Annotated in this window: 21 protein-coding genes and 3 pseudogenes; 12 read left to right on the top strand and 12 right to left on the bottom strand. The window is 68.6% G+C overall.

Going from position 1 to position 22,824, the window contains the following annotated elements; translation table 11 throughout:
* Position 1: 1 nt before the first annotated feature.
* The 3 genes from ABZ656_RS20925 to ABZ656_RS20915 are packed head-to-tail and all read right to left on the bottom strand — an operon-like array spanning position 2 to position 3,056.
* Positions 2-613, bottom strand: a complete 612-nt coding sequence (locus tag ABZ656_RS20925; protein WP_360269721.1) for a nucleotide exchange factor GrpE — start codon at positions 611-613, stop codon at positions 2-4.
* Between the two features lie 8 nt (positions 614-621).
* On the bottom strand, positions 622-2,520 hold the full coding sequence (dnaK, locus tag ABZ656_RS20920; protein WP_360269719.1) for a molecular chaperone DnaK: 1,899 nt from the start codon (positions 2,518-2,520) through the stop codon (positions 622-624).
* Positions 2,475-3,056, bottom strand: coding sequence for a general stress protein (locus ABZ656_RS20915; protein ID WP_360269717.1), 582 nt, complete (start codon positions 3,054-3,056; stop codon positions 2,475-2,477). Before ABZ656_RS20915 ends, dnaK begins: the two co-directional genes overlap by 46 nt.
* Positions 3,057-3,269: 213 nt before the next feature.
* Here ABZ656_RS20915 and ABZ656_RS20910 point away from each other — a divergent pair, with 213 nt between their 5' ends.
* Together ABZ656_RS20910 and ABZ656_RS20905 are read left to right on the top strand one after the other, a co-directional pair.
* Complete coding sequence (locus tag ABZ656_RS20910; protein WP_360269715.1) at positions 3,270-5,051, top strand: helix-turn-helix domain-containing protein; 1,782 nt, start codon at positions 3,270-3,272, stop codon at positions 5,049-5,051.
* A 1,144-nt stretch (positions 5,052-6,195) separates the two neighbouring features.
* Entirely contained in the window at positions 6,196-6,576 is a 381-nt protein-coding gene (locus tag ABZ656_RS20905; RefSeq protein ID WP_101402537.1) for an anti-sigma factor antagonist, read from the top strand.
* Positions 6,577-6,620: 44 nt separating this feature from the next.
* On the opposite strand, the gene tuf is transcribed toward ABZ656_RS20905, so the two are convergent.
* From tuf to ABZ656_RS20890, 3 genes are all read right to left on the bottom strand, one after another.
* Positions 6,621-7,814: an elongation factor Tu gene (tuf, locus tag ABZ656_RS20900; protein WP_360269713.1), complete on the bottom strand. Its 1,194-nt coding sequence runs from the start codon at positions 7,812-7,814 to the stop codon at positions 6,621-6,623.
* Positions 7,815-7,928: 114 nt separating this feature from the next.
* Positions 7,929-8,882, bottom strand: coding sequence for a ribose-phosphate pyrophosphokinase (locus ABZ656_RS20895; RefSeq protein ID WP_054234269.1), 954 nt, complete (start codon positions 8,880-8,882; stop codon positions 7,929-7,931).
* A gap of 243 nt (positions 8,883-9,125) precedes the next feature.
* Positions 9,126-9,470: a hypothetical protein gene (locus tag ABZ656_RS20890; RefSeq protein WP_101402535.1), complete on the bottom strand. Its 345-nt coding sequence runs from the start codon at positions 9,468-9,470 to the stop codon at positions 9,126-9,128.
* 130 nt (positions 9,471-9,600) lie between these two features.
* Between ABZ656_RS20890 and ABZ656_RS20885 the strand changes: the two genes are divergently transcribed.
* A complete protein-coding gene (locus ABZ656_RS20885) occupies positions 9,601-11,436 on the top strand; it encodes an FAD-dependent oxidoreductase (RefSeq protein ID WP_360269710.1) in 1,836 nt (611 codons plus the stop codon).
* Positions 11,437-11,935: 499 nt separating this feature from the next.
* On the opposite strand, the gene ABZ656_RS20880 is transcribed toward ABZ656_RS20885, so the two are convergent.
* The 4 genes and pseudogenes from ABZ656_RS20880 to ABZ656_RS20865 all read right to left on the bottom strand — a co-directional run bounded on the left by ABZ656_RS20880 (position 11,936) and on the right by ABZ656_RS20865 (position 14,518).
* A complete protein-coding gene (locus ABZ656_RS20880; RefSeq protein ID WP_360269708.1) occupies positions 11,936-12,085 on the bottom strand; it encodes a hypothetical protein in 150 nt (49 codons plus the stop codon).
* Positions 12,086-12,486: 401 nt separating this feature from the next.
* Complete coding sequence (locus tag ABZ656_RS20875; RefSeq protein WP_360269706.1) at positions 12,487-12,621, bottom strand: hypothetical protein; 135 nt, start codon at positions 12,619-12,621, stop codon at positions 12,487-12,489.
* 169 nt (positions 12,622-12,790) lie between these two features.
* Positions 12,791-14,200: pseudogene (locus tag ABZ656_RS20870) on the bottom strand (IS1380 family transposase).
* Positions 14,201-14,230: 30 nt separating this feature from the next.
* Positions 14,231-14,518 (bottom strand): hypothetical protein, encoded by a 288-nt coding sequence (locus tag ABZ656_RS20865; protein ID WP_360269704.1) that lies wholly within the window; start codon positions 14,516-14,518, stop codon positions 14,231-14,233.
* A gap of 464 nt (positions 14,519-14,982) precedes the next feature.
* Between ABZ656_RS20865 and ABZ656_RS20860 the strand changes: the two genes are divergently transcribed.
* Complete coding sequence (locus ABZ656_RS20860; protein WP_101402532.1) at positions 14,983-15,582, top strand: MepB family protein; 600 nt, start codon at positions 14,983-14,985, stop codon at positions 15,580-15,582.
* 496 nt (positions 15,583-16,078) lie between these two features.
* Positions 16,079-16,933 carry a trypsin-like serine protease gene (locus ABZ656_RS20855; RefSeq protein ID WP_360269702.1) on the top strand — a complete coding sequence of 285 codons (855 nt, stop codon included), beginning with the start codon at positions 16,079-16,081 and terminating at the stop codon, positions 16,931-16,933.
* A 182-nt stretch (positions 16,934-17,115) separates the two neighbouring features.
* On the opposite strand, the pseudogene ABZ656_RS20850 reads toward ABZ656_RS20855, so the two are convergent.
* A pseudogene (locus ABZ656_RS20850) lies at positions 17,116-17,388 on the bottom strand (transposase family protein); the annotation flags it as partial.
* Between the two features lie 296 nt (positions 17,389-17,684).
* Between ABZ656_RS20850 and ABZ656_RS20845 the strand changes: the two are divergent.
* Complete coding sequence (locus ABZ656_RS20845; RefSeq protein WP_360269700.1) at positions 17,685-18,020, top strand: hypothetical protein; 336 nt, start codon at positions 17,685-17,687, stop codon at positions 18,018-18,020.
* Positions 18,021-18,584: 564 nt separating this feature from the next.
* Here ABZ656_RS20845 and ABZ656_RS20840 read toward each other — a convergent pair.
* Complete coding sequence (locus tag ABZ656_RS20840; RefSeq protein ID WP_101402529.1) at positions 18,585-19,160, bottom strand: TetR/AcrR family transcriptional regulator; 576 nt, start codon at positions 19,158-19,160, stop codon at positions 18,585-18,587.
* Positions 19,161-19,296: 136 nt separating this feature from the next.
* On the opposite strand from ABZ656_RS20840, the gene ABZ656_RS20835 reads away from it, so the two are divergent.
* The 6 genes and pseudogenes from ABZ656_RS20835 (at position 19,297) to ABZ656_RS20810 (ending at position 22,601) form a co-directional block, all read left to right on the top strand.
* A complete protein-coding gene (locus tag ABZ656_RS20835; protein ID WP_360269697.1) occupies positions 19,297-19,914 on the top strand; it encodes a class I SAM-dependent methyltransferase in 618 nt (205 codons plus the stop codon).
* Between the two features lie 32 nt (positions 19,915-19,946).
* The gene (locus ABZ656_RS20830; protein WP_360269696.1) at positions 19,947-20,594 is read left to right on the top strand and encodes a DUF2218 domain-containing protein; all 648 of its coding nucleotides are present in this window, start codon (positions 19,947-19,949) and stop codon (positions 20,592-20,594) included.
* A gap of 80 nt (positions 20,595-20,674) precedes the next feature.
* Positions 20,675-20,855 (top strand): annotated as a pseudogene (locus tag ABZ656_RS20825) (permease); the annotation flags it as partial.
* A 207-nt stretch (positions 20,856-21,062) separates the two neighbouring features.
* Positions 21,063-21,461 carry a DUF6153 family protein gene (locus ABZ656_RS20820; protein WP_360269694.1) on the top strand — a complete coding sequence of 133 codons (399 nt, stop codon included), beginning with the start codon at positions 21,063-21,065 and terminating at the stop codon, positions 21,459-21,461.
* Between the two features lie 85 nt (positions 21,462-21,546).
* Positions 21,547-22,200, top strand: coding sequence for a DUF305 domain-containing protein (locus ABZ656_RS20815; protein WP_360269692.1), 654 nt, complete (start codon positions 21,547-21,549; stop codon positions 22,198-22,200).
* 98 nt (positions 22,201-22,298) lie between these two features.
* Positions 22,299-22,601: a hypothetical protein gene (locus tag ABZ656_RS20810; protein WP_360269690.1), complete on the top strand. Its 303-nt coding sequence runs from the start codon at positions 22,299-22,301 to the stop codon at positions 22,599-22,601.
* The last annotated feature ends 223 nt before the right edge of the window (positions 22,602-22,824 follow it).

Below are 22,824 nucleotides of genomic sequence, written 5' to 3'. Positions count from 1 at the left end.
GTCACTCCCGCTTCGCGACGGTCACCGCGGCCGGCCTGAGCTGCCGCTCGCCGTCCCCGTAGCCGGGGCGCAGCACCTCGACGACGGTGCCCGGCTCGACGTCGGGGTCCTGGACGACGCCGACCACCTCGTGCCGGGCCGGGTCGAAGGCGACGCCGGTCTCCGCCCGCCGCGGGTAGCCGAGCAGTTCGAGGACGTTCACCGCCTGGTCGCGTACGGCCCGGATGCCCTCCACGATCGCGCCCGGATCGGCCCCTGCGTGGGCCAGGGCGAGTTCGAGGTTGTCGAGGACGGGCAGGAAGGCGGCCGCCGTGCGGGACCGCTCGACCGCCCGTTCGCGCTCGAGTTCCCTGGCGTGACGCTTGCGAAGGTTGTCGAGGTCGGCGAGCGCGCGCCGCCAGCGGTCCTCCAGTTCCTGGATCGCGGTCGTGTACTCGTCCTCGGCAGGCGCGGGGCCGGCGGCGTCGGGTCCCGGTGCGTCGTTCGCCGCTTCCGGCCGGGGCGGCGGGCCCGGTTGCGGCAAGTCCCCGCGAGGAGGGCGTACGGCGCCTTCCGGGACCGGTTCGACCGGATCCGACCCGGCCCGGTCGGGTTCCTGGGGGTGGCTGGGCATGGCGCGCCTCAGCTCTTGTCGAACTCGGCGTCGATGACATCGTCGCCACCGCCACCGCCGCTCGTGGGACCGCCGGTGGCGGCGTCCTGGCCGGGACCGCCCGTGGCGGCGGCGCCCTGATGGGCCGCCAGCCCGGCGAGCACCTGCTGGAGTTCGGAGGTCAGGGGCCGCACGCGCTCCACGCCCGCCTCTTCCTTGACCGCCGCCCGGGCGTCGGACACGAGCATCTCGGCGCGTGCCTTCTCGTGCGCGGGCGCTGCGTCGCCCAGTTCGGCGAGGCGCTTCTCGACCTGGTATGCGACGGCGTCGAGTTCGTTGCGGGCGTCGACGGCCTCGCGGAGTGCCTGGTCCTGGCCCCGGTTGCGCTCGGCCTCCTGGACCATGCGTTCGACCTCACTGCGGTCCAGGTTGGAGCTCTCGCTGATGGTGATGCCCTGTTCCTTGCCGGTGTCCCGGTCGCGGGCCCTGACGTTGAGGATGCCGTTGGCGTCGATGTCGAAGGTGACCTCGATCTGTGGTTCGCCCCGCGGCGCCGGCCGGATGTCGGTGAGCTGGAACCGGCCGAGCACCCGGTTGTCGGCGGCCCGCTCGCGCTCGCCCTGGAGGACCACCACGTCGACGGCCGGCTGGTTGTCCTCGGCGGTGGAGAAGGTCTCGCTGCGGCGCACAGGGATGGTGGTGTTCCGCTCGATGATCTTCGTCATCACTCCGCCGCGCGTCTCTACGCCCAGCGACAAGGGTGTGACGTCGAGCAGCAGGACGTCCTTGACTTCGCCCTTGAGCACCCCGGCCTGGATCGCGGCGCCCAGGGCCACGACCTCATCGGGGTTGACGCTCATGTTGGGTGCCTTGCCGCCGGTCAGTCGGCGGACCAGGGTCTGGACCGCCGGGATACGTGTGGAGCCGCCTACGAGGATGACCTCGTCGATGTCGCTCTCGCCGACCTTGGCGTCGGCGATTGCCTGCTGGACCGGTCCCAGGCAACGCTCGACCAGGTCGCCGGTGATCTGCTCGAACGTGGACCGCATGATCGAGTCGGTGAGGTGCTTGGGGCCCGAGGCGTCGGCGGTGATGAACGGCAGGCTGACCTGCGTCTGTGTCACCGAACTGAGCTCGGTCTTGGCCTTCTCCGCCGCCTCGAACAGTCGTTGCAGCGCCTGCGGGTCCTTGCGCAGGTCGATGCCGTTCTCCTTCTGGAAGTCGTCCGCGAGGTAATCCACCAGACGCCGGTCGAAGTCGTCGCCGCCCAGGTGACTGTCGCCGGCGGTGGAGCGCACCTCCACCACGCCGTCGCCGACGTCGAGGATGCTCACGTCGAAGGTGCCGCCGCCCAGGTCGAAGACGAGGACGGTCTCGTGCTGCTTCTTGTCCATGCCGTACGCGAGGGCGGCCGCCGTCGGCTCGTTGATGATCCGCAGCACCTCCAGTCCCGCGATCCGTCCGGCGTCCTTGGTGGCGGTGCGCTGAGCGTCGTTGAAGTAGGCGGGCACCGTGATGACCGCCTCCGTGACCCGCTCCCCGAGTTGCTTGGAGGCGTCGTCGGCGAGTTTGCGCAGCACCTGTGCGCTGATCTCCTCAGGCGCATAGAGCTTGTCGCGCACTTTGAAGCGGGCCGCCCCGCCGTCGCCCTCGACGACGTCGTACGCCACCGCCCTGGCCTCGTCGGAGATCTCGTCGAAGTGCCGGCCGATGAACCGCTTGGCCGAGTAGATGGTGCCCTTGGGGTTGAGGATCGCCTGGCGCCGGGCCAGCTGGCCCACCAGGCGTTCCCCGGTGTCGGTGAAGGCCACCACGGACGGTGTCGTGCGGTTGCCCTCGCTGTTGGGCACGACGGACGGCTCGCCGCCCTCCCACACGGCGATCACCGAGTTGGTGGTGCCCAGGTCGATGCCCACTGCCTTGGCCATGAGGAACTCCTCCCGATACGGCGCCTGCGTCGACTCTCCGGACCGCGTTCGTTCAGGTAGGGGTGGGGACCTCCGCCGGTGGTCTGCAGTCCGCCGATCAGCCCTACAGCCTCGTCGGAGACCTCCTCGTCCACGACGACCTCGTACCGGCTCGGCTGCATCGAGCAGAGCGAGGCGAAATCCCAGCGACCGCCCTGCAGGGCGTGCAGCAGCATGCCGGACAGCGCGCCGATGATCGCTCCGAAGACCAGCCCGTACAGGGCGAGGAGCAGGGCGGAGACGACGGGGTCGAGCCAGTTCACAAGGCCGAACAGCCAGCCGATCAGGACACCGGGGAGCGCACCGCTCGCCGCTCCGTGAAGCGCGGCCCTGCCGTAGTCCATCCGGCCGATCACCTGCTCGACCAGGCGCAGGCCCTGGCCGATGATCGCCGCCCTCTCCACGGGAAACCCGTGGTCACAGAGGTGGTCAACGGCGCGTGCGGCTTCCCGGTACGTCTTGTACGAGGCAACCGGCCTGCGATGCTGCTCGGTCATCGCCCAGCCCTTCCTGCCGGTGCGCACGGACGGTTTCGAACACTCCCCAGGGTGGCGAGCCGAGTGGCTCCACGCCTGCGCCTGGCGAGTCAGAAATGCACGGGTCCGGTCGCCCCACGAGTACGAGAGGAAGAATCCGAACATCTCGGATGAGCCGGCCCGCGAGCGGGTACCACCGCCCGCCTGTAGGCTTGAGGAGAACGGAGTGATCCCATGGCCGGCAGCCGGGCGCACAACGTGTATCGCCGCCGCTCCGACCGGGAGGGCAGCCTTCCGCGGGGCAGCGGCGGGCGGCATCCCACGGCCGCGCGGAGAGGGCCCCGCTCACCCGCTCCAACCCCGGCCGACCATGCCCCCCACGAACTGATGGTGCTCTCCCTCGCCCTGTTCGACACCCCGGACGAAGGCGAGATCCTAAGCCTGGCCATGGACCACATAGCCGCCGCAGGGCCTTACAGCGCCGAGGCCGGATACCTCAGGGTGGACGGCGAGCTGGTCCCCAGGCCGCGGGACGGGCAGATCCGTGCCTCAGCCGTGGACCGTAGGGTGCGGGAGCTGAACGGGCAAGACGGCCCTGTGACCGTACCCGGCCGGCCCTGGGGCTGGGCCCTGGGGCTACGCGGACTTGAGAGACTCCACGGCTACCTCGTGGTGACGTCCCGCTCCCGGCCCACCGAGGCCGAGCGATCCCTGCTCGCCACGCTCGTCCGGCACACCGCTGCTGCACTGTCAGTCGCCTTCGCACACCGCCGCCAACGCGAGGACGCGCTGGAACTGCACCGACTGAGGGACGAACGCACAGCCCTCCAGCGGCAGCTGATCTCCGTCGTGGCTGAGCTGGGGTACCAGCGAGCCGTTCACGCGCTCATGGCCGACGTCGCTGCCTCGAGCGGCGGCGAGGAAGCCATCACCCGCGCACTGCACAGGCTCACTGGGCTCCCCGCGCTGGTCGAGGACCGCTTCGGTCGGCTGAGGTCCTGGACCGGCCCCAGCCGCCCCGACCCCTATCCCGAACCGGACCCCGTGCGCCAGGACGAAATGCTGCACGCCGTCGCCCGTCAGGCCGGGCCGGTGCGGATAAAGGACCGGCTGATCACCCTGGTCCGCCCGCACGGCGAGATCCTGGGCGTGCTGGCCCTGGTCGATGCCCGGGACGAGGCCGACGAGCACACCGTGCTCGCGCTGGAACACGCCGCCACGTCACTCGCCCCGGAGATGACGCACCTGCGCAATCTGGCCGAAGTGGAGCTGAGGCTGCACCGCGAGCTGGTCGACGACCTCCTGGCAGGGACGGACGAGGCGAGCGCCTACGCCCGGTCCGAGGCAGTCGGACACGACCTGCACCGCAGCCACTACGTCGTCGTGGTGCAGTGGTCGAACCGGACTGCGGACGATTCCTTCGCGCAGACCGTGGGCCGGGCGGCCTCTGCCGTGGGCATGCGCTCGCTGCTGACCCGACGTTCCGACCACGTGGTCCTGGTCGCCGACGACAGGCCGCACGCCCGCGCGCTGTACGAGGCGCTCGCCCGGGAGACCGGGACACGGTCCGGGACGATCGGAGTGAGCGCCCCTTGCGACTCCCTGGACGACATCCCCCACCGCTACCAGGAGGCGCAGCGCGCCCTGGAAGTGCGCCGCCACTCCCGCGAGCGCTACGGCACGACGTTCTTCGACGAGCTTGGTCTCTACCGCATCCTGGGACCCGGCAACGACTACCGGGAACTAGAGACGTTCGTCCACGAGTGGCTCGGGCAGCTCATCGACTACGACTCCCGGCACCACACGGCCATGGTGGAGACCCTGTCCCGGTACTTCGACTGCGGCGGCAACTACGACGAGACCGCCGAATCCCTCGCAATCCACCGCAGCACGCTGCGCTATCGGCTCCAGCGCATCCGCGACATCAGCAGCAACGACCTCGCGAACGTCGAGGACCGGCTCAACCTCCAGGTGGCGACCCGAGTGTGGAAGATCGTGCTGGGCGGACCCGGCTGATGCCCCGCTAGCTGGTTCCTGCACGCCGAGCAGAAGAACCAGCCCATCCACGAGCGCCTTCGCACCCTGCTCAGGGAGCAGGTCATCGCGGTTCTACGGCCACACCCGGGGCCACGGTCGCAACGAATGGGTAGCAGGCCGCAGTACGCGACCGGACCCTCGGCCGGGCTAGCTCGCGGGGGTCCCGCAGCGCGTTTTCTGTCACTTCCCTGTCACGAGCCCCATGGACGCTCACGCGTCGCAGGGTTCTGACCTGGACTTACGCCCCCGTTATGGATCAACTGGACGCCCTTGGACGGTTTCTACGAGATGTGCCATGTCGTACCGCAGGACTCGCACACCAACACCACAGATCACGCACCAAGATCCGGACCACGTGCGGACCAACTCGGCTCAGCAGCAGACGATTCCACCGTTTCCCGCAGGTCAAAGGCGACGGTGAGCGTGTACCACCAGCAGACCAAGAACCTGCTGTGCGCCCTGCGTTAGATTAGGGTGAGTAAGCCGATTGGCGCCAAGGAATCAAGGATCGCGACGCACTCGACGTGATGCGTCGTGTGGAACAGTTTCAGGCCCGACACCTTCCCCTCCTCGGCACGAAGATCGAGAACGTCACGGAGGGGCAGGCTTGTTTCCGCGAGCGGCTTCGAGCGAGTGAAGATGGCGTGAGCAGCCACGTCCGGGCCACAGAGGCGCACCGTGATTCGCGCGAGCCTCGCACTCACGGACCGACACCTACTCTCCCGACGCCGACGGCGCGTTGCGGTGGCGGATCTGCGACGACGCTCCGCTACACACAGACGCAGTGGTCGACTGGCCCGACAACGCCACGCCTCGAAACAGGAATCCACAAGGAGATCAGCACCGGCCCCGCACGGGACAGGTTTCCTGAGGTGATCACAGGTGCCTCCAGGTCAGCACACACTCAGCACGGGTAGAGCAAGAGCCCCGCATCACTCCGGGGCCTCAACCCTGTGACCTGCGCGTTTGCCGTCAGGAACGATCACTGCTAAGTCGACTTCTCGAATATGTCAATCGAACATGCTGCAATTCACTCCAACGAGGGTAACTTGCAGAGCAGGGAACGGTTTTGCGGACCCTGCCACCAGGAGTGGGTCAGCAGCCGGTTGGAGGCGATGTCGCCGTGACGCACGACCCCGCACCGCCCACCCGACATCTGCGCGTCCGCCGGGAACGGGGTCACACGGTGCTGGAGTTCCACGGGGAGATCGACATCCTCGCGGCGCTGGAGATCACGCCCCACCTGGACGCCCTCACGGGGCACCCGGAGCCGCAGATCGTGATCGACCTGCGGCCAGTGGACTTCTTCGACTGCTCCGGGCTGCGTCTGCTGTACCGCGCCAGGAGCCGCGTTCTCGACCGGGGCGGCCGGCTGCACCTGGTCTGCACCCGGCCGCTGACGCTGCGCGTCCTCAAGGTGACCGGACTGGCCCGGCTCCTGCCGCCCTCGGCGTCGCTGGACGCGGCGCTGGGGCAGCCGGAGGCCACGTCGGGCACGTTATGACCGTCGCCGACCGGACAGTCCGACCTCGGCCGGCTCCCCCTCGCTCACTGCAGGATCTTGGTGACCTGCCCCGCCCCCACCGTCCTGCCGCCCTCCCGGATGGCGAACTTCAGGCCCTCCTCCATGGCGACGGGCTGGATGAGCTGCACGTTCATGGTGGTGTTGTCGCCCGGCATGACCATCTCCGTGCCCCTGGGAAGGGTCACGACGCCGGTCACGTCCGTCGTGCGGAAGTAGAACTGCGGGCGGTAGTTGTCGAAGAAGGGCGTGTGCCGTCCGCCCTCGTCCTTCGACAGGATGTACGCCCGCGCCTCGAACTGCGTGTGCGGGGTGACCGAACCCGGCCTGATCACGACCTGCCCCCGCTCCACGTCGTCGCGCCTGACCCCGCGCAGCAGCAGGCCGACGTTCTCCCCCGCCCTGCCCTCGTCGAGGAGTTTGCGGAACATCTCGATGCCCGTGACGGTGGTCTTCGTCTTCTGCTCGTGGATGCCGATGATCTCGACCTCGTTGTGGACCTTCAGCACCCCGCGCTCGATCCGGCCGGTGACGACCGTGCCGCGACCCGTGATGGTGAAGACGTCCTCGATCGGCATCAGGAAGGGCCGGTCGACGTCCCGGACCGGCTCGGGCACGAACTCGTCGACGGCCGCGAGCAGTTCGAGAACGGAGGCGCTCCACTTCGGGTCGCCCTCCAGCGCCTTGAGCGCGGAGACCTGGACGACCGGAACGTCGTCGCCGGGGAACTCGTACTCGGTGAGCAGCTCACGCACCTCGAGTTCGACGAGTTCCAGGATCTCCTCGTCGTCGACCATGTCGGTCTTGTTGAGGGCGACGACGATGTACGGGACGCCGACCTGCCGGGCGAGCAGCACATGCTCCTTGGTCTGGGGCATCGGCCCGTCCGTCGCGGCGACCACCAGGATCGCGCCGTCCATCTGTGCGGCTCCGGTGATCATGTTCTTGATGTAGTCGGCGTGCCCCGGGCAGTCGACGTGCGCGTAGTGCCGGGCTTCCGTCTGGTACTCCACATGGGCGATCGAGATGGTGATGCCGCGCTGGCGTTCCTCGGGCGCCTTGTCGATCTGGTCGAACGGCGTGAAGGGGTTCAGGTCGGGAAACCGGTCGTGCAGAACTTTCGTCACGGCCGCCGTGAGTGTCGTCTTCCCGTGGTCGATGTGCCCGATGGTGCCGATGTTGACATGCGGCTTGGTCCGCTCGAACTTCGCCTTCGCCACTGCGAGCCCTCCTGATCACCTGGGTGACGCCGAGCGTTGCTGCGCCGCTTCCTGGCTGGGGGCCGAGCGAGGTGCCGAGCACTGAACGAGGTCAGGAAGGGTCGCTCTTCCTGTTTATTCGCTCGGAGGCGCGTCGAACAGGGCGCTGACGGACTCACCGTTGTGAATGCGGCGCACGGCCTCGGCGAGCGCCGGGGCGATGGAGAGGATCCGCAGCTTCTCGGTGTGCTCCTCGTCCGGCACCGGCACGGTGTTGGTGCACACGATCTCCAGGATGTCCTCCTGCTCGCTCAGCCGCTTGAGCGCGCCCGCCGCGAACAGCCCGTGGGTGCAGGCGACCCGGATGGATCGCGGCCCCAACTCGCGCAACCGCTCCAGGAGTTCGAGGACCGTACTGCCCTTGGCGATCTCGTCGTCGAGGACGATGACATCGCGCCCGGTGATCTCACCGATGACGGAGCTGATGCTCACCCGGTCGTCGGCGAACCGCTGCTTGGCACCGGCGGCCACCTGGGCGCCGATCAGCCGGGCGAAGGCCGCGGCTTCCTTGGCGTTGCCCAGGTCCGGCGACACGACCGTCGTACGCGACAGATCGTGACCGCGGAAGTGCGCGGCGAGCTCCCGCAGGGCGTGCAGATGGTCGACCGGCACCGAGAAGAACCCGTGGACCTGCGGGGAGTGCAGCGTCATCGCGAGGACGCGGCTGGCCCCGGCCGCCACCAGCAGGTCGGCGACCAGCCGCCCGCCCATGGAGATCCGCGGCATGTCCTTCTTGTCCGAACGCGCGTACGAATAATGCGGCATGACCACGGTGATCCGCCCGGCGGAGGCACCACGCGCCGCGTCGCACATCATCAGCAGTTCGACGAGGTGCTCCTGCACGGGGGTGACCAGCGGTTGCACGAGGAACACATCGCGCTCGCGACAGTTGGCCTGGAGCTGGACCTCCAGGCAGTCGTTGGCGAACCGGCTGACCCGGGTCGGGCTGAGGGGCACGCCGAGATGGGCGCAGACCTCTGCCGCCAGCTCGGGATGGGCACTACCGCTGAACACGGCGATGTCACGCACGACCGCTCCTCGCAAGATCGATCCGGGTGCGCCGCCGGTCGGCATGATCGACCCGGGATGCGTGCCTCATGCTACTGGGCTCCTGCTTTCGGGCCACGTCGACTACTCCCCGGAGCCCGTGGACCTCCCCGCTGAGGGAAGCGCCCTCATCTGTTGCTCGACGCCACCGCCCTCGTGCACCCATGCCGATCATTGTGCGCTGCCTTGTCGTGCGCGTTCTGTCCGGGCTGGTCGGGGGTGAGGTCAGGCGGAAGCTTCGATCGCCAGGCGGTGTGCGGCTTCGGAATGCAGGTCGTTGTGATCGCGCCGGTGAGGCGAGGCGAGCAGGCGGGTCAGGGCAACGGTTTCGGGGTAGGTGACGAGTTCGATGCGGTCCTCGGTGGGGCGGTGGGGGTCTCCGTAGGCGTCCTCGGCGATGGCATCCAGGCGTCGGGTCCAGCGCTGCCGGAGAGTGAGTGGCTCAGACGCTCGGAGCCAGTTCGCTGTGATCGCGCGGGCGCACAGGTAGTCCAGGGCGGTGAACGGGGCCTTGCGGCGGCAGACGAGTCGGTGGTGCCGCAAGTCGGCGTGGAGTATCTCGGGGAGCACGTCCAGGTGATGCTGGTCGCCGCCGTGTAGCCAGCGCTGGTGCCGCAGGCAGACCCCTTTGTGGGGATGCTGTGGGTGGCAGGCAATAGGGCTTCCGGCTTTCGGAGCCCCTCCCTACCCTCCGGTGTTCATGACAGCAGAACACGCGCAGCAGTCCCAGGGGCACAACGGACACAGCCGCAGACGCTTCCTGACGGCGACCGGGGGAACGGTCGCCGGATTCGTCGGCGGGGGGGCGGTCGGCGCCTTAGGGGCTGCCGGCAGCGCGGCCGCGGCCTCCTCCGGCAAGCGCGTCGCCGTCCTCGGCGGCGGAGTCTCCGGCCTCAGCGCCGCCCACGAACTCGCCGAACGCGGCTACGAGGTCACGGTCTACGAGTACTACGACGCCCTCGGCGGCAAGGCCCGCTCAATGGACGTCCCTGGGACCGGAACGGGCGGCCGCAAGCCGCTTCCCGGCGAGCACGGCTTCCGCTTCTTCCCCGGCTTCTACCGGAATCTGCCGGACACCATGCGCCGCATCCCCTTCCCCGGCAACGTGAACGGTGTCCACGGCAACCTCCGCAGCGGTACGGAGGCGTTGTTCGCGCGCGGCTCCGGCCGCCCGGACCTGCACTTCCCACTCCGCCGGGTCACCACCCCGCCCGCCCCCGGCGACCTCACCCCGTCCTGGATCCGCGACCAGATCCTGTCGGTGCTGGACCTCGCCACTCACCTGCCCGCCAATGAGGCCGCCTACTTCGCCGACCGCCTCCTGGTCCACCTCACCAGTTGCGACGCCCGCCGCGAGGACCAGTGGGAGAAGGTCGCATGGTGGGACTTCATCCGGGCCGGCGAGATGAGCCGCGAGTACCAGGTGCTCCTCGGCATCGGCCAGACCCGCAACCTCGTCGCCACCCGCGCCGAGATCGCCTCCACCCGCACCGTCGGCCGCGTCATCATCGAGGCCCTCATCCTGTGGGGCCTGCTCGGCCGCGGCATGGACGGCGACGCGGACATCGACCGGGTGCTGAACGCCCCGACCAGCGAGGCCTGGATCGACCCCTGGGAGAGGCATCTGCGCTCCCTGGGCGTCGAGTTCGTGCTCGGCACCGAGGTCCGGGAGGTGGTGTACGACGGGGGCCGGGTGACCGGCGTACGGGTGGCGGCGCGCGACGGCAGTCGGCAGCGCACCATCACCGCCGACCACTACGTCTGCGCCCTCCCGGTCGAGCACGCGCGCGTGACCTGGGGCCCGGCCCTGCGCGCCGCCGACCCGCAGCTCGGGCGGTGCGACGCGCTGAAGACGGACTGGATGACCGGCGTGATGTTCTACCTGCGCACGCCCACCCCCGTCGTGCACGGCCACATCAACTGCCTCGACTCACCGTGGGCGGTCACCGGAATCGGCCAGATGCAGTTCTGGGACGTACGGGACTTTTCGCGCGACTACGGAGACGGGCAGGCCCACGAGTGCCTGTCCACGATCATCTCCGAGTGGGACAAGCCCGGCATCCTGTACGGCAAGACGGCCCGTGAGTGCACCAAGGACGAGATCGTCGCCGAACTGTGGGCCCAGCTGAAGGACGGGCTGAACGACTCCGGCAAGACAACACTCAGGGACGAGGACCGGCTCGGCTGGTTCATGGACCCGGCAGTGACCGGCCTCGGCGGCCCCGATCCGCAGAACCGCGAACAACTCCTCATCCACCCCACCGGCACCCTCTACCACCGCCCGTCGGCGAGGACAGCGGTGCCGAACTTCTTCCTCGCGGGCGACTACGTCCGTACGGACGTGGACCTGGCGACCATGGAGGGCGCCAACGAGTCCGCGCGCCGCGCCGTCAACGCACTCCTGGACGCGGATAATTCGGGCGCCGAACGGTGTCACATCTGGGAGTTGTTCCGGCCTCCGGAGATGGAGCCCCTGAAGCGGGTCGACGAGGTGCGCTACCAGCTGGGGCTGCCCAACACCTTCGACCTGGGATAGCACCTGGAACCGACTTGCGCCGGAAGGGCCGCTGCCCGAGCGGCTGCGGCCCTTCAACCGAAACGGCGTGCTGCTGCTAGACCATCCGCACCGCGCCGGACGGGGGGTCGTACGACAGCGGCTTGCGCTCAGTACAGGCGTACGGCCACCGCTTGCCCTTTGTGGGCCCTGTTCTCGTATAGCTACCGCCAGGTGGCGTGTAGCGCTGAGTAACTACTTGGGGCTGTGGTCGCGCTGCTGGAGGGCGGCGAAGTCGGCGCGGGCTGCCTCGACAGCCTCAGAGTACGCCTGGAACCGCGGACTGACCGATACCGTGGCCACAGCCCAGCGCTGCCGGGTTCCGAGCAGATCCAGCCGGACCTCATCATCCCCATTTGAGTGAGAACAAGTTCTGCGAACCGAATCGGCACTTCGCGCCCGCCTGGAGGACGCCCTCGCCGCACGCGACACCGTGCAGGTCCGTCACCCGGGATGCTGAAAGTCCCGGGCAACGTCGCTTTCACCACAGCGCGGTGAGTTCGGCGGCGTCGCGGCCGAGGCGCTTCATCTCGTACACGGTGAAGATGACGCGGCGGTGCTGGGTGTGGGCCTTGATCTGGCGGGCGAGTGCGAGCGCGGTAGAACGGGCGCGTGACGCTTCGTGCTGCATCGTCGACTGCAGCCGACCCGCCAAGGGCCTCCGTGGTGCCGGTCATGCTGCGGGCTCCCCCTGGTGACACCGGTGATCATCAGCGTTGGGCCTCCGCCGCCGACCAGAACCTCCAGTCCATACTTCGCGCAGGATATTGGGCCGGCCATCCGGGAACCGTTGCCAGCGCCGCGGCCATCTTCGGTGGAGGTGTCAAATGCTGGGAACGGCAGCGTGCATGGTACCGGAGCCTGGTCGGCTGGCACGCGACCTTTATGGCCGCCTGGAATCAAGATTTCCGCCGTCCTGAAGCGAACGAAGCGCTCGGACACACCAGATCCCCTGGCGTACGGGAAGGCCCACACGGTAGTCACCAGAAGAGAAAGCCAAGTGTCGGTGGAGCAGAGCATCGGGGAAAACTCTTACCAGGCAACGTGCACTGGTTTCGAGGCGTCCTTGGTCGCACGGTCAAGGCCGCGTTCCGCGACTTCCCCGAGGTCGGTGAAGAGATGGCCGTCCATGTTCATACCCGCGTCGATCCGCTGATCGTCCAGCATGGCCTGAGCCCGGATCCACCGGCTTGATTCCCGGTTGATCGTTTCGGGGTCGTGCAGGCCGTGTTGGGGCTGAGTTGCGGATTCGGGCATGGGGTGGCCGCTGGTCTGCCCAGCTCTTCCACTCTGTCCACAGGTCTCGGGCCCTTTCGGGCAGGTCGGTCAGGGAGCGTCAGAGGGCCGGCGGTGCATGCACCGTGCTGAACAGCTGGGTGAAGTCCTCGCTCCAGGGCCAGCGCTCGGGCAGGTGCAGGGTGAGGCGGCGGGCGGAGCGGGCCAGGCGGGCGGGCACGTTGATCAGGCGATCACGGATGGTGGCGGTGGTCGCCCTGGCATGGAACGCGGAGGCCAGGGCGCCGGCGGCGCGGGTCAGGTTGTGTGCCAGGGCCGCCAGGGCGAGTCACGCGGCATTGGCCTGGAAATGACCGGACGGCGCGTGGGCGAAGCCGCTGTTCTTGACATCGGCGATCACCTGCTCGACGACAGCGTGCCGGCGGTGATCACGCTCGGCATCCCTCAAGGCGAGCGGGGAGTCGGTGAACGCGGCGTGGTAGCGCCAGGTATCGAAGAGCGTGCCCTGCCCGGCGGGGACGGTACCGGCGCTCAGGCGCTTGACGCGGCGCGCGATCAGTCGGGCGGTGACCTGCTGTTTCTTCGGCTTGGAAGTGAAAGCGGTGTAGCGGATCTCGGCTATCTCGGCGTCGGAGATCCAGCACTGGCCCTCCTCGTCCCAGACCGCTTGGGGATATTTGATCGGTGTCCAGGCGTCCTCGTCGATGCGGGCGATGGTGGCTTTGACGGAGGCGTTCATCCGCATGGTGATGGAGAAGCGGGCACCCAGGGCCCGGCAGGCGTTGATGACGTCGGCGCCGTAGAACGCGGAGTCCGCCCGCAGCACCTGCAGGCCGCTGGCGCCGCAGGCGCGTGCGGTGCGGATGGTCTCAGCGACGAACGCTGCCGCCCCGCGCGCGGAGTTCGAGGGTCCCTTGCGCAGCCTGGTGGCGGCGATCACGGGGGCGGACAGGGGTGTGGAGACGACGCCGAGCAGTGCATTCAGGCCCTTGACCTTGCTGTATCCGTATCCGGCGCCCTGTTTGGCGTAGCCGTGGGTGCGGCGGATGGTGTCGTCGATGTCCACGTAGGCGGCCTGGTCCGCGCCGGGCAGCAGCGGGGTGTGACGGGCCAGTTCGTGCAGGAACCGGCGGGCCACGGCGTGCAGTTGCTTCACATGCCCGTGGGTGAAGGAGCGCAGGAACGACCCCAGCGTGGACGGGGCCCGCACTCCGGAGAACAGGCGGCCCATCGCGCCGTGCCGCAGCCGGTCCATGTCGTCGATGCTGTCGGCGCCCGCGGCCATGCCGCCCACCAGCGACATCAGTTTCGCCGCTGGGAAGGCGCCGGTGCCGTCCTTCGAGGCGGGCAGCCGGACGTGCTCGCCGGCCAGCTTGGGCAGACCGCACCGCTCGGCCAGCCGCACCACCGGCTCCAGTCCGCCGTACGCGATCAGGTTCGGGTCGTCGAACGCGGATGAGACCGCCGCCGCGGCATGGGAAGAGTTGCATCTCGGAAGTGCCTTGTCGATCTTGCCTGATGTGGTCCTAGAAAAACCCCATCATCGCAGGTCGCAAGGCACTTCTTCGTTTCTGGGTGAACCATCCACCGGCATCAAGCCGGTGGATCCGGGCTCAGCGGCGGTGAAGCCGCCAAAGGAGTGGCCGAACATGCCGACCTTGTCGAGATTCCACCCGCGCCTTCCCAGCTCGTCGAGGACGAACCGGGCATCGCCGAGGCGCGCTTCGGCCGCCTTGCCCAGCTGGTCCTTGGAGATCCCAACGGGATTCTCGACCCGTCCGCCCGGAAACTCCACGGCGGTCTCAAAGCCCTCGCTCTCAACTGCCACTGAAAGTGATCTTCAGCGAGAAAACCTCATTGATTAAAAAATAAACTGGAAGAATGGGTTCCCTTCATTTTGCGGAATGGCCGATACCCTATTCGGTTCATTTTGTCGTGGCCACACATTGTGGCGTAACCACGAAAACCCAGGAGGGAATGTGCGACGACAGCCGAGCCCCTTCATGGCTGCACAGTCGAACGCGGGTCCATGTGCCGCCGCGCCAGAGGCGCCAGCGGCTGCGGCAATGGGGTCGGCGGATGCTTCATGGCTCCGCCCTTGTCGCTCAAGCGGCAGGCGGCCATCAGCCACAGCACCCAATTCGCAGCGGGCTCGGCCATGTCGACGGCGCAGGAGATGGGTGTCGTCCACTGCCCGTTCCTTGACCCAGATTCGGCTCCCGGGGCAGACCACACAGCGGTCACCCCCCGGTCAAGACGGCTGCGTCCAACTGCCCGTGACAGAGTGGGCAAATGACCACGGACCGCGAGCGCTCAGCCGATCTCCGCCCCGAACCCTGGTTGGACACCTCCCCAGCCCACGGAGATCTCATCGCGGCGAAGGTGCTCGTCTACGACCGCTGCGGGTTTGCCTGCTCACAGCCGGTCCCCGAAGCCGAGAGTGCCGAGTACGCTGCCCACGAGTTCACCCTCGACGGCCTCGCCGTCCGGTTTCGCGCCGCCAAGACGACCCCCATCAAGGCTGGCCAGTTCGTCACCGTCTGGAAGAGGTCCCCGGCCGGGCCCATCCAGCCCTTCGATGCCACGGACCCCGTCGACCTCTTTGTCATCAGCACCCGCGACGATCACCACTTCGGCCAGTTCGTCTTTCCCATGGACGCGCTCCGCCAGCATGGCGTCGTATCAGCAAACGGTTCCGGGGGGAAACGAGCCTTTCGCGTCTACCCGCCCTGGGTAAGCCCTGCCAACCGCCAGGCCAGCAGTGCTCAAGCGTGGCAGCTGGGCTTCTTCCTGCACCTGCAGCAGGACGGGCCTATCAACCTGACCCGCGCCCAAGAGCTCTACCACCCGCAGGGCAACACCGGCATCGGCCAGCCGTCACACCACCGCTGATCACCTACGACCCAACTCCTACGCTGCGCACGTGACTCCGGAGCCCGTCGAGCCTTGCGCTGTCCCCGCACCGATCCACCCCAAACCGGCCGCAGCGGACTCGTTCCGTGGCCTGTGCGCCCCCCGGTGGCGGCCGGGGAGTTCATCGGCCGGATGCCCCGTCCGCGAGGATTGTCTATGGTTCGGGGTGGTCCATGCAGATCACATGGGGTGCTCCGGCTTCAGGCAAGTTGGGCACGTAGGACGTCGGGAGTGTTTCGACCGAGACACTCCCGGGACTTCCGTTCGAGGCGCGGCAGCACGTCTACGAAGTGGTTCGGCCGAACCACGTCCTGGATGGCCGCTCGGCGGCGACGGGCCGGCGGCTCTGTCGAATCCGTACCGCTGCCGGGTGCGCCCGCTCGGTGGCCGCCCTGAGTAGGGTCGGGGACCGGTCAGCCCGTCTGCCCCACCCCGGGCTGACCAGCATGCCCGGGCTGGGCTACCGTTTCGCTCCATGAAGGCTGGCATAGCACTGACGCTGGTCATCGTGGGGGCAGCCGCAGTGGTGGGTTCCGCCGCGGAGGAGACCTATCCGAGCAGAAGCAGCGGTCGCAGCAGCTACGGCAAGTCCGGCGAGCCGGGCCAGACCCCTCAGGACCAGGACCCCTCGGCGAATGCCCCCGCCCAGGACGGCACCGCGTACACCCCGCGCAGGACCGATGAGAACGCCCGGATCGGCACGGTCTTCGAGAAGGACGACCACGGCGCCCACTTCTGCACCGCGAGCGTGGTACAGAGCCCCGGCCGGAACATGCTGATCACCGCGGCCCACTGCGCCTTCGACGCCGACGCCGGGAAGCCGGTGGACGACCTGGTCTTCGCCCCCGACTACCGCAACGGCAACGAACCCACCGGCCTGTGGAAGGTCAACAAGGTCGTCGTCGACGACCGCTGGGCCACATCGCAGGACGAGGACCTCGACGTCGCCTTCCTCACGGTCGGCCCGAAGGACGGCAAGGACATCCAGGACGTCCTGGGCGGCAACAGCCTCGGCACAGACCGCGGCTTCAACAACGAAGTCGAGATCACCGGCTACCCCACCAGCCGTGACACCCCGATCTCCTGCCAGAACCGCACCACGAAATTCAGCGACACCCAACTGCGCATCCAGTGCACCGACTTCGAGGGCGGAACGAGCGGCAGCCCCTGGCTCGCCGACTACGACCCCAAGAGCCACACCGGCACCGTCATCGGCGTCCTGGGCGGCCATGAAGGCGGCGGCGACGAGAACGACGTCTCCTACGCCGCGTACTTCGACAACAACATCGCCAAGCTCTACCAACGCGCCCAGGACAAGGACGGAAACTGACCCCGGCCTCCCGCGCCCTCGCACGGCCGCCGAGAGCCTGACTGCGGCTGGGTGACTGCTGAGACAGGGGATGCGCATCTGTGGGAGGCGATCGCCGCACTGCGCACGGGAATCGACTCCAACGACCCCGGAATGCCTGTCGTTCCTTTTCCTCGACGTCGTCGGCCGGCGCAGGCGGCCGCCACCGCCGTGGCGAGGTCGGGCGCCCGCACCGCGAGCAGTCCGACGGCTTCCGTGATGTACCGGTACACCGTGCTCACACCCACCTCGAACCCGGCCGCGAGCTGCGCGTAGGTGTGCCCCAGGCGCAGGTGTGCCAGCACCAGCAGCGCCTGGCGGCCGGCGGACAGCCGGCGCCACCGAGTCCCGCGCGCCGCCCGATGCGCGGCCAACCGGTCGGTCAGGAACCGCAGGTGCCGGGTGGACAGGTCGAGGGCCGAGGGGTAAACAAGCACGTGAAGCTCCTGGTGGTACAGGCGATCTTGGTCGTGAACCCGTCTACCAGGAGCTTCATCGCGTGCGCAGACCAACTGGCGTATTCGACAACCAAGTTGGCCGTTCGACAGGATCGCTGCGAGCTCTGTATAGGCTGGTGCGCGTGGATGTGACGGGGTGTCTTGGGTGTGACCTTCTGACCGGGCGCCGGGAATTGCCCGGGGGTGTCCTGCACGAGACCGCTGCGTGGGTGGTGAACCACGTCGTCGGTCCGATGAATCTCGGCACCTTGATCGTCGGCCCGCGAGATCACGTCGTGGCCATCGCAGAGCTCGACGACACGGCGGCGGCGGAACTCGGCCCCTTGCTACGCGATACCGCTCGTGTCGTGGAGACGTTGTGCCGGCCAGAGCAGACCTACGTCTGTATGTGGTCGCACGGCCGCGACGCGCGCAAGCACCTGCATATCGCGGTCCAGCCGGTGACCGCCGAGGTGCGGGCCCGCTACGGCGGGCTGCGCTCCGAGCAACTCCAGGCCCGGATGCTGGCCGACGGTGACGAGCCGGACATCACGGAGGTCGAGCAGTTCTGCGAGCGGGCTCGCGAGCTGTTCCGAGCGATCACCGACAGCGGCGCCGCACACCGCAGCTGATCATCGCGCGGCCTCAACGTGAGGTTGGCAAAGGCTCACTGTTCGACCGTCAGCAGGCAGCGCGAATTCTCGACGATCTTCGGGCTGCTGATTTGCTCGATCGTGACGTGGTCCTCGGTGCCATGGCCGCCCAAGGCGTCAGCCTCAACCGCCTGACACGCCTCGGCCGGCTCATCGGCACCTCCAGTGGCCGGTAATGACCAACCTCCGCTCCGGCGCGGGGAACCAGCCACGGGCTCGTGTCGCTCTGCCCGCGGTGCCGACGGCTGGCCGCAAAACTCACGCACCGGCTCGCCGTCCACGCCGCTGCCCGATTCCGGCTCGGGTGAGACGGGCCCGGCGCTGCGGGGTCGCCCTCCGAGTCTTGTCAGCTCTGCGGCCGCCGTTCGCGTGAACGAGCTGGCTGCATCGGAAGCCGGCCAGAGCAACTTGTAGCGACGGAAGCTTGTTACGAGCTGCACGGTCCCGTGCCCGGCCACGTGCAGCTCGGCATGGATGCGCGTCGAGGTCCGCTGAGACGCATCGCCATCCCTCCGAGCACCCGAAACGGACCCAGGGCCGGCGTCAGCCCGGCGGACGAAGTCCGGTCAGCGTGACCGCGACGAGGCGCCGGACCGCCGACTTGGAAGCGAGGGCACCGGCCGCGGCTAGGGCGTGCAGGCAGAAGCTCGCCAGTTCGTCCGGGGAGACGTCGTCCCGGATGTCCCCGGCCTGCGCACCCTCGGCCAGCAGTTCCCGGAGGAAGTGCTGGAGGTGCTGCTCCGCTCCGGCGACGTGCCCGCCTCGGTGCAACAGCGCTCCGAGTTCCGCGCCGTGGCCGTGGCGCCGCTGCTGGATGAACGCGTACGCCTCGAGTACCCGTTCGAGCCGCTCGCCGGGGCCGCCGGGGCCGTGCCGGAGTTCGGCGAGTTCGTGGAGGTGTCCGGAGATCTGGCGCTCATGCCAGGCCACCATGATCGATTCGACGTCCGGGAAGTACTTGTACAGCGTGGCCCGGCCGATACCGCTCTCCCCGGCGATCTTCGACATCGTCACCGCACGCAGCCCGTGCTCCATCACCAGCGCCGCCGCGGTCTCCAGAACCGCTTCGCGTACGGCGCGGCGATGCTCCTCGATGGTCTCGTTCCACAGCTTCGGCACCGCCCCAGCATACGACCCGCCCATGTCGATACAGAATGGATTGACAGCGACAGAGTGTATCGATAAAAGTTGGGTTGTTACGGGGACCTGGACGCCCGCCCCTTGCGGACACCGCCCCGACGGGAAGGACACCCGCATGACCGGCTCACCCCACCGCCCCGGCGGCCTGGCACCGCATGAGCCCGATGACCTCTACGCCGTCCCGCCGCCCTGGGACATCGGACGGCCGCAACCAGCGTTTCTCGCCCTGGCCAAGGTCGGCGCTCTGCGGGGCCGGGTTCTCGACGTCGGCTGCGGAACGGGCGAACACGCCCTCATGGCCGCCGGACTCGGCCTCCACGCCACCGGCGTCGACCTCGCCTCCCGAGCCCTGCGCACCGCCGAGACCAAGGCACACGACCGCAGCAGCAAGGCTCGCTTCCTCCGTCACGACGCCCGCCAACTGGCCGGCCTGGGCGAACAATTCGACACCGTGCTCGACTGCGGCCTCTTCCACGTCTTCGACGATGACGACCGCACCGCGTACATCGACGCCCTGCGGTCCGTGATCCCGCCGGGCGGCCGCTTCTTCATGCTCTGCTGCAGCGACCGGGAGCAGAGCAGCTGGGGGCGCGTACACAAGGTGACGCGGGAGGAGATCGAGGCCGCGTTCGCCGACGGCTGGCGGATCGAGTCCATCGAGGCCACCACGATCGAGATCACCACCGACCCCGACGGCCTCCGGTCCTGGCTGACCGCCGCCCACAGGATCTGAGTTCTCCGCCCGCGACCGAGCCGAGGAAGTCCATGCTCACCGCCGAAGCCCACATCGATACCGAACGCCCCAACCGCTACCTCGTACAACTGTGCAAGCACTTCGCCAACAAGGGTCGTCATCTGGGCCATCGCCCACGCACCCACCGCGGCGGTGACGCTCAGGCACCGTCCGAGACCCACACATCTCCCGAGATTCGGCCCGACCAGATCCACGTCGAATGGACCGACACCCAAGGAACGGTCCGCCTGCCTTGGGGCACCTGCGCCCTCCAGGCAGCCCCAGGCGCGTTGACACTGCGCGCCCAGTCGCCGGACGAGGAGAGTCTGCGGCGACTGCAGGACCTCGTCACCACCCACCTCAGCAGGTTCAGCAGGCGGGATCCGCTGCGGGTGGACTGGCAACGGCCCGAAGCGCCTGCCGTTCAGGCCGCCGCGTCGGCTCCCGCGGTTCCCCCACGGGGCGCGGCGTTGCGCCGCCGCCATGACGGGTGGACCGGGGTCGCCACAGTCGTAGCGGTGGCCGCTGTCGTGGTCGCGCATCTGGGGCTGGGCGGGGTCGTTCTGGCAGACACGAGGTGGACTGGTTGGGCCGTCGGCTTCGTCGTCACGGCTGCCGTGGTGAAGCTCGGCATCGTCGGCAGTCTCGCCGTACGTCGCGGCCGGCGCCGTACCGGGTAGGAACCGGAGCCCCGGCATAACATACCCCCGGGGGGATACACACCCCGTGAGCACTACCGCCTCCGGAAGGGTGCGGGTCTGTGGATGCGACCGGGCACGCTCTGTCCATCGCCGGATCGATGACCCGGGAGGTCACCTGGGCGCTGTTCCTCGTCCTCCTCCTCGTACGCGGCCGTGGCCCTCGCGCGCTCCCTCTTCCGCAAGGGCGCCGGCTTCACCGCGGCCATGGCCTTCGAGATCGCCTCCACCAACATGGGGATCACCTGGAACTACACGACTTGACTCAACATCGCGTTCCTCCCGCTGGCCGCGGGTCTGCTCGTACAGTTCTGGCGCACCGGCGGCCCAGCGATGCTGCAGATAATCGGCGGCTCACCCGCTCACGCTGAACACGAGCACGGCGGCGACCGTATGTACAACGGACACCATCACTGAACCGACCTCTCACGCCTATCTGGGATGAGCCCGATGACGAGCCCGCAGCAGCAAGCTCCGCGACCGCCTGTCGGGCGGTGGCGGGCGCTGCTCGTGCTCGGACTGTTGGCAGGGCTGCTCGGCATGCACGCCCTGGCTCCCGGCGGTGGCCTCCACAAACACGAACGCGCCGAGCGACAGGACACGGTGGCGGCGGTCAGCGCCCCTCATGACTGCTCCGGAGACGGCCACTGCGGCGGAGGCCACCTCCAGCACGCCGACTCGACCTGCCTGTCAGGTGCAGTGACCGACGGGCCGGCATTGCCTGCCCTAGTTCCCGACCCGGTAGCCGTACCGGTACGTGCCGACACCGTGTGCTCGTACGCGGCTCCGGCCCCGGACGGCGCCCGCGCCCCACCGTCCCTGGCGGAACTCCAACTCCTGCGGATCTAGACACCGCGCGCCACCGCGCCCACTGCTCAGCGACGCGGTGCGCCTCGGCACATCCAGATCCCTTTCCCACAGCAGGAGTTCCCGCATGCGCAACACCCGTACCCTCACCCGCCGCGCCACTCTCGCGGCTACGGCTGTCACCGCCACTCTCGTCCTCGCCGCCTGCGGCAACGACAGCGACAGCGCGAGCAGCGGGCACGAGGGCCACAGCTCCGCGTCCTCGTCCGCGAGCGCCGGCACCACCACCGCAGCGCACAACGCCCAGGACGTCTCCTTCGCACAGGGCATGATCCCGCACCACCAGCAGGCCCTGGAAATGGCGAAGCTCGCCGCCGACCGAGCCTCCTCCGCCGAGGTGAAGGACCTCGCCGCGCGCATCGAGAAGGCCCAGGACCCGGAGATCCAGACCATGAGCGGCTGGCTCAAGTCCTGGGGCAAGGACGTACCGACGTCCGACAGCTCGATGGAGTCGATGCCCGGCATGGACCACTCAGCGCACTCCGACATGCCCGGAATGATGGACAGCAAGGACATGGCCAAGCTGGAGAAGGCCTCCGGCGCGGACTTCGACACCATGTTCCTGACCATGATGATCGAACACCACAAGGGCGCCATAGAGATGGCCACCACCGAGAAGGACAAGGGCGAATACGGACCCGCCACGTCCATGTCCGACGGCATCAGCACCGCGCAGACCGCCGAGATCACCGAGATGAACAAGCTCCTCGGCAAGAACTGACACTCCCCGGGGAGGGTGCCGGTGCGGGCACCGGCACCCTCCTCCACTGCACCGACGAGGCGAACACGGGCGATCCGAAGAACCCGAACGACGAGCGCGTGGCCGATGCCCAGCGCGCCCACTGGCAGGCGGCCTACACCCAGCACCCGCAGATGTACGGCACGGAGCCATCCGAACCCGCACGTCATGCCGCCGAGGCCTTCCGTGCCGCCGGCGCAAGCACGGTGGTCGAACTCGGCGCGGGGCACGGCCGGGACGCCCTGCTCTTTGCCCGCAAAGGTTTCACCGTGCACGCCACCGACTTCAGACTTCAGTGCCACCGTCCTGGAACAACTCACGGCAGCCGCCCGGGAATCCGGCCTCGCCGCCGCAATGGCATGGCGGCGCACTCGGGGGTGTAGCCCAGGGCTTGGGCTGTGACGGCGGACAGCATTTCCTGCGCGGATCGTGGCGAGCCGCGTCGGCAGATCCTCGGGCCGCGTCGGCCGACCGGCCGGGTCCTGCGGAAGCTGGGCGGCGGCCGCGGTGCAGTCCGGCGCCCCAGTGCTGAATCTGGAGCGCGCCCTGGACACTGCCCAACGATCTCCATCTGTATCAGAGTGCAGTACGCGAGGTAATGTCCGT

It is taken from the genome of Streptomyces sp. NPDC007095 (assembly GCF_040634475.1).
In the GTDB taxonomy this organism is placed as follows: Bacteria; Actinomycetota; Actinomycetes; order Streptomycetales; family Streptomycetaceae; genus Streptomyces.
The sequence above is the reverse complement of the archived record's forward strand: the minus strand, read 5'-3'. Positions and strand labels throughout refer to the sequence as shown.

Excerpts from the sequence above, each read along its gene's own strand:
- ABZ656_RS20835 (WP_360269697.1), top strand. The coding sequence starts at position 19,297 with ATGACCGGCTCACCCCACCGCCCCGGCGGCCTGGCACCGCATGAGCCC.
- ABZ656_RS20885 (WP_360269710.1), top strand. The coding sequence starts at position 9,601 with ATGACAGCAGAACACGCGCAGCAGTCCCAGGGGCACAACGGACACAGC.
- ABZ656_RS20855 (WP_360269702.1), top strand. The coding sequence starts at position 16,079 with ATGAAGGCTGGCATAGCACTGACGCTGGTCATCGTGGGGGCAGCCGCA.
- ABZ656_RS20925 (WP_360269721.1), bottom strand. The coding sequence starts at position 613 with ATGCCCAGCCACCCCCAGGAACCCGACCGGGCCGGGTCGGATCCGGTC.
- ABZ656_RS20830 (WP_360269696.1), top strand. The coding sequence starts at position 19,947 with ATGCTCACCGCCGAAGCCCACATCGATACCGAACGCCCCAACCGCTAC.
- dnaK (WP_360269719.1), bottom strand. The coding sequence starts at position 2,520 with ATGGCCAAGGCAGTGGGCATCGACCTGGGCACCACCAACTCGGTGATC.
- ABZ656_RS20915 (WP_360269717.1), bottom strand. The coding sequence starts at position 3,056 with ATGACCGAGCAGCATCGCAGGCCGGTTGCCTCGTACAAGACGTACCGG.
- ABZ656_RS20875 (WP_360269706.1), bottom strand. The coding sequence starts at position 12,621 with ATGCTGGACGATCAGCGGATCGACGCGGGTATGAACATGGACGGCCAT.
- ABZ656_RS20910 (WP_360269715.1), top strand. The coding sequence starts at position 3,270 with ATGGCCGGCAGCCGGGCGCACAACGTGTATCGCCGCCGCTCCGACCGG.
- ABZ656_RS20860 (WP_101402532.1), top strand. The coding sequence starts at position 14,983 with ATGACCACGGACCGCGAGCGCTCAGCCGATCTCCGCCCCGAACCCTGG.
- ABZ656_RS20820 (WP_360269694.1), top strand. The coding sequence starts at position 21,063 with ATGACGAGCCCGCAGCAGCAAGCTCCGCGACCGCCTGTCGGGCGGTGG.
- ABZ656_RS20880 (WP_360269708.1), bottom strand. The coding sequence starts at position 12,085 with ATGCAGCACGAAGCGTCACGCGCCCGTTCTACCGCGCTCGCACTCGCC.
- ABZ656_RS20815 (WP_360269692.1), top strand. The coding sequence starts at position 21,547 with ATGCGCAACACCCGTACCCTCACCCGCCGCGCCACTCTCGCGGCTACG.